Source organism: Occallatibacter sp. (genome assembly GCF_049802275.1).
Lineage (GTDB): Bacteria > Acidobacteriota > Terriglobia > Terriglobales > Acidobacteriaceae > Telmatobacter.
In genome coordinates this window covers 1-7,354 of sequence record NZ_JBARMD010000604.1, presented here as the reverse complement: position 1 = coordinate 7,354, position 7,354 = coordinate 1, and the positions used below count along the sequence as shown (strand labels likewise).

The window sequence follows — 7,354 nt, the reverse complement described above, 5'->3', positions numbered from 1 at the left end:
ACATCCAGTAGTTCAATGGGAGGCGTTGAAGTCCGGAAGGAAAAAGCGGATTCTTCGCTCACCACCCCCGAACCTACCCCAAAGAGCTAAATCGCTCTTTGGGGCCCCTGGTACGTTCGGGGCCCCGTTCGCTCAGAATGACAGCGTTCGTGAGGGGAAGAATGCACATAGAAGAGGAATGACATCGCCAACGTTTACTGAGAACTTCAGGGTCAGGAGACTAAGTGATTTCGATTACGTCGCTGCTGGCTGCTGCTGCGGCATCGGCGCGCTCGATGAGTTTTTGCGCAATCGCGTAGAACTCTGTGGCCAGCGGACTCTTGGGGCCTGCCAGTGCTACGGGAAGTCCGCGGTCTCCGCCTTCACGAATGGCGGGGATGAGTTCGACGGCACCAAGGAACGGGATTTTGAATTGTGTCGCGGTGCGCTCGGCGCCGCCTCTGGAGAAGATGTCGATCACCTCGTGGCAGTGCGGACAGGTGAAGTGGCTCATGTTCTCGACGATGCCGAGAACTTCGACGTTGACCTGCGCAAACATCTCAAGGGCTTTGCGGGCATCCTGCAGGCTGACATCGCTGGGCGTGGAGACAACGACGGCGCCGGTGAGCGGGACGGTCTGGACCAGAGAAATCACTACGTCGCCGGTGCCGGGAGGCAGATCGACGATGAGGTAGTCTAGCTGGCCCCACTCGACCTGCTGCAAAAACTGGCGGATGATCTGGTGGAGCATGGGTCCGCGCATGACGAGCGGCTTGTCGCCGGGCGAAATGTAGCCTATGGAGATGGTCTTGATACCGTGCGTGTCATTGGGCTGGATCTGGTTATCAGCGCCGACGCGCGGCGATTGCGTTGAGCCCATCATGAGCGGGACGTTCGGTCCGTAGATGTCGGCGTCGATGAGGCCGACGCGGTGGCCGAGCTTGGAGAGCGCGACGGCGAGATTGACGGCGACGGTGGTTTTGCCGACTCCGCCTTTGCCGGATCCAATTGCGATGATTTTCGAGACGCCCGGAAGCGGTAAGGGCTGAGGCGCGGCGGCTGAATGAGCCATGGTTGGAATTACTCCTTGTGCAGGTTCTTAGCGGTTTTTGATCAGACCCGCGTGAGGCCTGTACTACGCCGTTCCTGCTTCCGGCGCGCTGATTCGGATTCACGATGTTCACGACGGCGGAGTGCGTCGTTGTAGCGGCGGACTTCGTCGGTTGTTTCGGGTTGTACCTGGGGCAGCTTCTGCCGGCGGCCGTGTTCGTCTACAGCAACGAAGACGAGATAGGCGCTGGCGACGTGCAGGTGTGTCCCGGTCTGCGGGTCTTCGACCCATACCTTCACACCGACTTCGAGAGATGTGTTGAAGGCGCGATTGACGCTGGATTTAAGAATGAGCAGATCGCCGACATGGACGGGTTGGATGAAGTCGATGTGATCCATCGCGGCGGTGACGACATGGGTGCGCGAGTGGCGATAGGCAGCGATGGCGCCCGTCAGGTCGATGAAGTGCATGAGACGACCACCGAGGAGATTGCCGAGCGTGTTGGCGTCGTTAGGGAGGATGACCTCAGTCATCTCGGACTGCGTGCTGGCAACCGTACGCACAGGCGGATTGGCTTCAGTCGTGCTCATTTTCTTGCTTGCTCCATCTTTCGAGTGCAGCGGCTTCAGAGGAGTTCACTTCCGGCTACAATGAAAGAACCAGTGAACGCCTGTGCCGAAGCACCAGTTCCAGTTTCGGCAATCCACGCCATTTACGCAAATCGCCTTGGTGCAGAAATCCCCCATTATGAGCACAACCGACAAGATTGCAGGACTGAAAGAGATTCTCGCCCTTGATCCGAAGAACGCATTTGCGCGCTATGGCATCGCCATGGAGCTGGCAAATCGCGGAGAAGCGGATGCGGCGCTGAAGGAATTCGACGTTTTGATGGAGCAGAACCCCGACTACACAGCGGCCTATTTCATGTCTGCCCAGACGCTCGCGAAAGCTGGACGGAATCCCGAAGCGATCGAGAAGCTGAAGGCGGGAATCAGTTGCGCGGCGCGGACCGGCAACCGCCATGCTCTCAGCGAGATGCAGGGAATGCTGGACGAGCTGGACCGATAGGCTTGTCAAACGGATAATTGAGCACGGTAATCGCTTTTCGTCCACGATGAGTAACGAATAACTGCGCCTTTCGGAATAACGGCGCGTCTATACTATACATATGCCGAAGTATTCAATTGTCGTCCCCTTCCACAATGAAGAGGACAATGTAACCGTCTTATACGCGCGCCTGAAACAGGTTATGGAGCAGGTGGGCGACAATTTTGAGCTGGTCCTGGTCGATGACGGATCAAGCGACAAGACTTACAAGCTTCTGGAAGAGATCGCCGCGGTAGACAGCCGCGTGCTGGTGGTGAAGCTGCGCCGGAATTTTGGTCAGACGTCAGCGCTGGCGGCGGGATTCGATCACGCTTCGGGTGAATACATTCTGGCGATGGATGGCGACCTGCAGCACGATCCGAATGAGATTCCGAATTTCCTTGAAAAGCTGGAAGAGGGCTACGACGTGGTGTCGGGCTGGCGCAAGGAGCGCATCGACAACTTCGTAATGCGCCGGATTCCTTCGCGGTGTGCGAACTGGCTCATGGCAAAGCTTTCAGGCGTGGACATCCATGACTTTGGAACGACCTTCAAGGCTTATCGGCATGAAGTAATCCAGAACATTCCGCTGTATGGCGAAATGCACCGGTTTATTCCTGCGCTGGCGAGCTGGTATGGCGCTTCAATCTGCGAGATTCCGATCAAGAACGTGCACCGCGAGCGCGGCAAAAGCCACTATGGCATCGGCCGCACCTTCCGGGTGTTCTTCGATCTGCTGACGATCCGATTCCTGCTGAAATATATGAGCAGGCCGTTGCACTTCTTCGGCAGCTTCGGCGCACTGGGAATCCTGGCGGGCAGCTTTATTTCGGCGCTGCTGCTGGGGATGAAGATTGCGCATCCACACCAGAGCGTGATGGACGTGCATGGGCCGCTGTTCGTGATTGCAGGCGTACTGATACTGGCAGGCATTCAGATGCTTGCGATTGGTCTGCTCGGCGAACTGCAGGTGCGGCATTTCCATACGTCGCAACAACGTGCGCCGTACACCATCGATCGGATCGTGCGGCTGAGGACACCGGAAGAGCCGAGCATTTTGACGGATCGGCACGACGATACGTTTTAAAAGCAGGGAATAGGGAATAGGGAATAGGGAATAGAAAACAGAAGCCCCGCGCGGATCCATTCCGGGCGGGGTTTCGTTTGTTGTGAGTTGTTTTGCAATTCAAAAGGAACTGTGGATTCACCCGGAAATACATTGCTTGCAGTTTGCGGGTGTTAGGGTGCATTCTTGCGCATGTATGAACGCAATTCAGATTCAGAACACGGGTGGGCCTGAGGTTCTGCAGCTCGCCGAGTTGGAGATTCCTGTTCCCGGACCGGGACAAGTGCTGATTCGCGTTGAAGCGATCGGCGTCAATTTTATCGAGATTTATTTTCGCAAGGGCACATACAAAGCGACGTTGCCGCTGATTCCGGGCAGCGAGGCTGCGGGTACGGTGGAAGATCTTGGCTCGGGAGTGACTGGATTCAAGCCTGGCGACCTCGTGGCATCCGTCGGTGTGTTGGGAAGCTATGCAGAGTACGCGCTGGTTCCGGCGTCGCAACTGGTGAAGGTTCCGGATTCATTAACACCTGAGCAGGCTGCAGCTGCGATGCTGCAGGGGATGACCGCGCACTACCTGGCGACGTCGACCTATCCCTTGAAGGGCGGAGACACGGCGCTGGTGCATGCAGGGGCGGGCGGCGTGGGATTACTGCTGACGCAGATTGCGACCCGGATTGGCGCGCGAGTAATCACGACAGTGTCGACAGAGGAGAAGGCGGAGTTGTCGCGCGAGGCCGGTGCTTCGGACGTGATCCTCTACACCGAGCAGGATTTTGTTGCGGAAGTGAAGCGGCTGACGAGCAACAAGGGCGTGGATGTGGTGTACGACTCGGTGGGGAAGACGACGTTCGATGGAAGCTTGAATTGCCTGCGGCCGCGCGGAATGCTGGCGCTGTTTGGCGGATCGAGTGGGCCGGTGCCGCCATTCGATTTAATCCAATTGAGCGGAAAGGGTTCGCTGTTCGTAACGCGACCGACGCTCTGGCACTACGTCGCGACTCGGCAAGAACTCGAGTGGCGCGCCGGCGAAGTTCTTGGCTGGGTGGCGAAGGGCGATTTGAAGCTGCGCATGGAACATGTGTTCCCGCTGGTGGAAGCCGGCCGGGCGCAGACCGATATGGAGAACCGGAAGACTACCGGCAAGATTTTGCTGGAACCGTGAGAGCAAGCCCTCAGCTTTCAGCTCATTTGTGCGGCTTGACACTGATTCAATTTACGTAGGAGTCGAGAATAAAGCTGAGAGCTGAAGGCTGACAGCCGAGGGCCATTACGATTATGTCGAAAATCTCGATTTCTTCTTCCGATCGTGTGTTCGTGCTGACGGGGGCGGGGATAAGCGCGGAGAGTGGGCTGCCGACATTTCGCGCTTCGGATGGGTTGTGGGCGGGGCATCGGGTAGAAGATGTTTGCACGCCTGAGGCGCTGGAACTGAATCCGGCGCTGGTGTGGCAGTTTTATTCCGAACGCAGAGATCAAGGCGCGAAGGCAGCGCCGAATCCGGCGCACGTTGCACTTGCGGAGCTAGAGTCGCAGATGGGCGACCGGTTCTTTCTTTGCACTCAGAATGTGGATGATCTGCATGAGCGCGCTGGATCGAAACGGCTGGTGCACATGCACGGAGAACTGGCGAAGTCGCGCTGCGAGGATGAGTGCGGGCGAGCGCCGGTTGAGGATCACACCGTATACAAGAGCCTGGACGAAGTGGGGCACTGCGCGTGCGGAGCACGGTTGCGGCCGCATATTGTTTTCTTCGGCGAGATTCCGCTGGAGATGGATCGGATTCAGCGGGAGATTGCACGGGCTACGTTGATGGTGGTGGTAGGCACATCGGGTTCGGTGTATCCGGCGGCGAACTTTGTTCATTGGGCGCGGCAGGCCGGCGCGAGGACGGTTTACGTAGGGCCCGAGCCGCCGCTGAATGCGCATGCATTTACAAATGTGGTGGAGGGCAAGGCGGGGGATGTCTTGCCGGGACTGTTTGAAGTAAGCTAGGTTCTCCACACGAATCCAGGTAAGGCGCTCTCATGAAATTCTCTTTCGGGCGTTACGTCTTTGGCTTGGCGGCCATTGCTTCCGGCATCTGTGCGTTGGCATGGCATGATTTCAGCGCGCTTGGGGACGTTCCTCATCGCGCGATCTTCATCTACATCGGGGCAACGATTGAAGTCCTCGGCGGCGTGGCTATTCAATGGCCGAGAACAGCTCGAGCGGGCTCTGTCGCAGTGGGTGCAATCTATCTCGCCTTCGCGTTGCTGGGATTACCACTTATCCTTAAACATCCGCTTGTTTACAACGGATTTGGAAATTTCTTCGAACAGTTCTCGTTCGTCTCGGCAGCCTTGGTCCTGTACGCGGGTTACCGCGAAATCGCCTCACCCCCAACCGCCGGGCTTGCCAAGTTCGGGTACTACTCATTCGCTGTCTGTGTTATCTCGTTTGCGCTGGAACAGCTCTTCTATCTCTCCGCAACTGCAAGTCTGGTTCCGAAATGGATTCCTCCGGGACAGATGTTCTGGGCGATAGCGACCACGGTCGCGTTTGCTCTTGCTGCCATCGCACTACTGACGGGTTTCCGTGCGCAGCTGGCGTCTCAATTGACGACTGCAATGATCCTGGGTTTCGGGTTGCTGGTATGGTTGCCGATGCTCTTTGCTGATCCTCATCATTTTGTGAACTGGGCAGAAAGTACGGAGACTTTCGGGATCGCAGGGTCTGCGTGGATTATCGCGGACTATCTCGGACGCTGGGGTTCAACAGAGTTCGTACCTGCAAGGCTGGGCTAAGAGCGGTCTGAGTAGCGCTCGTTCAATGCCAGCTCCCGGGTTGTAGTGCCTGGCACAGCTTTTAATTGCCCCTACGTGTGATCTGGCTTACACTAGGCGCTGTATGTGGCGACCCGTAGCCTCTTTGATGCTCGCGCTGATCGGCTCGTTTCAGATCGCGCCACTGCTCGCGGTTTCGTCTTCCAACCCAGAAGCAAATCTTCCTGCATGCTGTCGGCGCAATGGGCATCACCACTGCGCCGCGATGGACCAGATCGAGCGCTCGTCGGGCTTTGGCTCAGGGGCTCACGCGATCGAAGGGCGTTGCCCATCCTACCCTCGCGCGGCCACTGTTCCGGCATTTTCATTCCATGCAGCGCCACCGCCGTCGAGATCGCATTATGCCCAGATCGTCAGTCATCCGGCGAATCATCCCCAAACGCATGCCCTCTATCGCCTCTCTCTCGACCGCAGTCGCCAGAAACGCGGTCCTCCGAGCCTTCTCCTCTAGCTTTCCCGCCTTGCCTCGTTGAGGGTGAGGTCCCAGCATCTTCCCCTGCAAGCTCGTCCTTGCTAGAGCGCGTCACGCCTGTGACACGGAGGTCGATTTGTTTATGCGCAAGCTTTTGTTCATTCTCCCTGTTTTATGTCTCTTCAACTTTCTGCTTCCAGTTCAGCGCGCGCATGCGACTGTCTATGGGCAGATCCAGGGCATCGTTCATGATCCGCAGCACCGGCCGATTTTCGGCGCCAAAGCAGAATTGAAGAGCGCCAGTTCCAGCTCAGTGCAGGTGCTTGAAAGCGATCGTGACGGCGCTTTTCGCTTTCAGATCGTCTCGTTTGGCGACTACACTCTGACCGTTTCCGCCCCGGGCTTTGCCTCGTTGACACAACCGATCACACTCGCCTCAGGAACTTCACCGATCCTGCACTTCGAGTTGCCGATTGCGACTGTCCAGCAATCCGTTTCAATCACTGAAAGTCCTGACGCTGCGAATGTGGACAGTGTTACTCCAACCACCACAGTGAACCACATAGACATCCAGCAGACGCCTGGGGCGAGCCGCAGCTATGGGATGGAGATGATCACCGACTACGTCCCGGGTGCCTACATGACCCACGACATGCTGCACATGCGCGGCGGTCATCAAGTGAGCTGGCTAATCGATGGAGTCGAAATTCCGAATACAAATATTGCCAGCAACATTGGTCCGCAGATTGACCCGAAGGACATAAACAATATTGAAATTCAACGTGGAAGCTATGTCGCCGATGTGGGAGATCGCACGTATGGGGCTTTCAATGTTGCCCCGCGCAACGGATTTGAGCTCAACCGAGAAGGGGATTTGATCCTTAGCCTTGGAAACTTCTGGCAAACCAACGACCAGATCAGATTCGGTAGCCATT

8 protein-coding genes are annotated in these 7,354 nt (G+C 57.0%); 6 read left to right on the top strand and 2 right to left on the bottom strand.

Annotated elements, in window-relative coordinates:
* Positions 1–220: 220 nt before the first annotated feature.
* Positions 221–1,051: an Mrp/NBP35 family ATP-binding protein gene (locus WA354_RS20490; protein WP_472814879.1), complete on the bottom strand. Its 831-nt coding sequence runs from the start codon at positions 1,049–1,051 to the stop codon at positions 221–223.
* Between the two features lie 41 nt (positions 1,052–1,092).
* A complete protein-coding gene (locus WA354_RS20485) occupies positions 1,093–1,620 on the bottom strand; it encodes an acyl-CoA thioesterase (RefSeq protein WP_472814878.1) in 528 nt (175 codons plus the stop codon).
* A gap of 157 nt (positions 1,621–1,777) precedes the next feature.
* On the opposite strand from WA354_RS20485, the gene WA354_RS20480 reads away from it, so the two are divergent.
* The 6 genes from WA354_RS20480 to WA354_RS20455 all read left to right on the top strand — a co-directional run.
* On the top strand, positions 1,778–2,098 hold the full coding sequence (locus tag WA354_RS20480) for a tetratricopeptide repeat protein (protein WP_472814877.1): 321 nt from the start codon (positions 1,778–1,780) through the stop codon (positions 2,096–2,098).
* 100 nt (positions 2,099–2,198) lie between these two features.
* Entirely contained in the window at positions 2,199–3,203 is a 1,005-nt protein-coding gene (locus WA354_RS20475) for a glycosyltransferase family 2 protein (protein WP_472814876.1), read from the top strand.
* A gap of 175 nt (positions 3,204–3,378) precedes the next feature.
* A complete protein-coding gene (locus tag WA354_RS20470) occupies positions 3,379–4,347 on the top strand; it encodes a quinone oxidoreductase family protein (RefSeq protein ID WP_472814875.1) in 969 nt (322 codons plus the stop codon).
* Positions 4,348–4,460: 113 nt separating this feature from the next.
* Positions 4,461–5,177, top strand: a complete 717-nt coding sequence (locus tag WA354_RS20465; protein ID WP_472814874.1) for an SIR2 family NAD-dependent protein deacylase — start codon at positions 4,461–4,463, stop codon at positions 5,175–5,177.
* A 32-nt stretch (positions 5,178–5,209) separates the two neighbouring features.
* Positions 5,210–5,968, top strand: coding sequence for a hypothetical protein (locus tag WA354_RS20460; RefSeq protein ID WP_472814873.1), 759 nt, complete (start codon positions 5,210–5,212; stop codon positions 5,966–5,968).
* 593 nt (positions 5,969–6,561) lie between these two features.
* The coding region (locus WA354_RS20455) for a carboxypeptidase regulatory-like domain-containing protein (RefSeq protein ID WP_472814872.1) at positions 6,562–7,354 on the top strand (793 nt) is incomplete at its 3' end.

Bases quoted from the DNA above. Each gene is read 5' to 3' on its own strand.
- WA354_RS20465 (WP_472814874.1), top strand. From the start codon at position 4,461: ATGTCGAAAATCTCGATTTCTTCTTCCGATCGTGTGTTCGTGCTGACG.
- WA354_RS20475 (WP_472814876.1), top strand. From the start codon at position 2,199: ATGCCGAAGTATTCAATTGTCGTCCCCTTCCACAATGAAGAGGACAAT.
- WA354_RS20480 (WP_472814877.1), top strand. From the start codon at position 1,778: ATGAGCACAACCGACAAGATTGCAGGACTGAAAGAGATTCTCGCCCTT.
- WA354_RS20490 (WP_472814879.1), bottom strand. From the start codon at position 1,051: ATGGCTCATTCAGCCGCCGCGCCTCAGCCCTTACCGCTTCCGGGCGTC.
- WA354_RS20460 (WP_472814873.1), top strand. From the start codon at position 5,210: ATGAAATTCTCTTTCGGGCGTTACGTCTTTGGCTTGGCGGCCATTGCT.
- WA354_RS20470 (WP_472814875.1), top strand. From the start codon at position 3,379: ATGAACGCAATTCAGATTCAGAACACGGGTGGGCCTGAGGTTCTGCAG.
- WA354_RS20485 (WP_472814878.1), bottom strand. From the start codon at position 1,620: ATGAGCACGACTGAAGCCAATCCGCCTGTGCGTACGGTTGCCAGCACG.